The sequence below is a fragment of the Sphingopyxis sp. genome (assembly GCF_036402335.1).
Taxonomy (GTDB): Bacteria; Pseudomonadota; Alphaproteobacteria; order Sphingomonadales; family Sphingomonadaceae; genus Sphingopyxis.
Genome location: NZ_DASWTD010000051.1, coordinates 1 through 2,322 on the forward strand (window position 1 = coordinate 1; position 2,322 = coordinate 2,322).

At 68.8% G+C, this 2,322-nt stretch carries 2 protein-coding genes and 1 pseudogene; 1 reads left to right on the forward strand and 2 read right to left on the reverse strand.

Annotated elements, in window-relative coordinates; all coding sequences use genetic code 11:
- Nucleotides 1–221 (reverse strand): annotated as a pseudogene (locus VGD20_RS01470) (RNA polymerase subunit sigma-70); the annotation flags it as partial.
- A gap of 96 nt (nucleotides 222–317) precedes the next feature.
- On the reverse strand, nucleotides 318–1,559 hold the full coding sequence (locus VGD20_RS01475; RefSeq protein WP_331132754.1) for an FAD-dependent monooxygenase: 1,242 nt from the start codon (nucleotides 1,557–1,559) through the stop codon (nucleotides 318–320).
- Nucleotides 1,560–1,682: 123 nt separating this feature from the next.
- On the opposite strand from VGD20_RS01475, the gene VGD20_RS01480 reads away from it, so the two are divergent.
- On the forward strand, nucleotides 1,683–2,322 hold a 640-nt coding region (locus VGD20_RS01480), incomplete at its 3' end, for a DNA translocase FtsK 4TM domain-containing protein (RefSeq protein WP_331132755.1).

The following is a 2,322-nucleotide window of genomic DNA, read 5'->3' on the forward strand; positions in this document are numbered from 1 at the left end:
TGGAGCGCGATCGCGCACGCCTGCGCCGCATCTTCCGCCACGTCGGCCAGGCCATAGGCGCGGGTGAAATAGCGGATGCGCGGGCCTGCGAGCGCAGCGAGGCGCGCGAATGCCCGGTCGGCCACGACGCGCGCACGCGCACCGGGCACGGCATCGAGCGCGGTTCGCGCCTGAATATATTCGGTCACCGCCTGTTCGAGCGCATCGCTTTTTGCCGACATGGCCCTGTCCCCCAACGTACCGCGGCACGGTGCCGCAGCGACGGGGATAGGGGGTCATGCTTAGCGCCGCGCTGCCGCGAGCCTAGGTAATAATACCTAAATCTCGGCGCCCGCGAGCAGCCGTGGCAGGTCGCCCGCCTCGCCGCGCGCTTCATCCATGAAGAAACGTTTGAGCAACGGCATCCGCTGCACCGCGCCGAGCCCGGTGCGCCGGACGACTGCGGCGGTGCGGCCGGGGATACCGAACAGGCGCGTCAGGCCGTCGGTCGCGAGGCTGACCATCAGGCTGTCGAGTCCGCGCCAGCGCTGGTAGCGCGCGAGCAGCGCCGCATCGCCAAGATCGAGCCCGAGCCGCGCCCCTTCGACGAGCACTTCGGTCAGCGCCGCGACATCACGCAGCCCGAGATTGAGCCCCTGCCCCGCGATCGGATGGATCCCGTGCGCGGCATCGCCGACGAGCGCGATGCGTGTCGCAACGATCGACGCGCTGTGATGGAAGCCGAGCGGGTAGGTCATCCGCGGCGCGACGAGTTCCATCGCGCCGAGCAGGCCGCCCGCGCGCTTCTGGAGCTCGGCGACGAAACCGCGTTCGCCAAGCTTGGCAAAGCCGGGACCATCCTTTTCGGCGACGGTCCACACGAACGCCGAGCGATGCCGGCCCCCGGCATCGTCGACGAGCGGCAACAGCGCGAACGGTCCCGACGGAAAGAAGATTTCGTGCGCGACGTTGCCGTGCGGCTTTTCATGCGCGACCGCGCCGATCATCGCATGGTGATGATAGGACCAGCTGGCGATGCTGAACCCGGCCGCCTCGCGCGTCGGCGAACGCCGGCCTTCGGCAACGACGAGCAACGGCGCCTGCAAGCGCGTCCCGTCGGCGAGCGTCAGCGTGACGCCATGGGCATCGACATCGCGCGCAACGACGGCAGCGGGCATCAGCAGCCGAACGAGCGGAGCATCGGCGAGCGCGGCGGCGAGCGCGAGACGGAGCTGGCGGTTTTCGACCATCGTGCCGAGCGGCGGGGCGCCGTCGGCGGTGACGAAGTCGAGTTCGCCGGTACGGCCACTGCCCGGCACGCCGTCGCCTACCTGAATGGCGCGGATCGGGCAGCCATGGCCGGCAAGGCGCCCGGTAATTCCGAGCACTTCGAACATTTGCCAGGTCGCGCTCGCGATCGCCGAGGCGCGGCCATCGAACCCCGGCGCGATCGTCGCCACCGGATCGGCGGGGTCGACGACCTGGACCGACAGGCCATGATGGGCAAGGGCCAGCGCGAGCGCCTGGCCGACAAGGCCGCCACCCGAAATCAGGACATCGCTGCGCAGCGTTTCACTCATGCCATCGCCCTAGCGTGCGGCAGGACGGTTGGAAAGGCCGTGGGCAGCCGCCGGGCGATGCTTGACGGCGAGTCCGCCCCATGCGCATATCGCCGTGGTTAATTCACAGGGACCCGAAACAGCATGGCTAGCCGCAAGGCCGCACCCGGAAAGGCCGATTGGCGCACGGTTTTTCGCCAAAGCATCGCACGATCGCTGGTGATCGCGGCGGCGGCTTTGCTCGGGCTGTTCACGCTGTTCCTGATCCTCGCGTTCATCACCTATGACGCGACCGATTCTGCGTTCAACACGGCAGCGGGGGGAAGCCCGACCAACCTGATGGGGCCCGCCGGGGCGCGGTTCGCCGACATGGGGCTGTTTATCGGCGGCGCGCCGATCATCCTGTTAATTCCCCTGCTCGGCCTCTTTGCCTGGCGGCTGTGGACGGGCGCACCGCAGCCCTATTGGCTGCGGCAGCTGATCTACGCCTTCATCGGCATCCTGCTCGTCGGCCTCGGCGCGCAGTTGCTGATGCAGGACAGCAACGCGCAGCTGCCCGCGGGCTGGGGCGGGATTATCGCGCTGATCGTCGGCGGCGCCATCGATCCGCCATTGACGCGGATCGGCGATCCGGCCGCGGCGCTGATCCGTATTGCCGCGATCCTGCTGCTCGTCGGGATTGGCCTGTGGCTCGCCTACCGCGCGCTAAGGCTCGAAAAGGGCTGGGCCTCGCGGCTCAAGCTTCCGGCAGTCGAAAGCAGCCGGGTCGTCGAGCCGGCACGGA

Bases quoted from the DNA above. Each gene is read 5' to 3' on its own strand.
- VGD20_RS01475 (WP_331132754.1), bottom strand. From the start codon at position 1,559: ATGAGTGAAACGCTGCGCAGCGATGTCCTGATTTCGGGTGGCGGCCTT.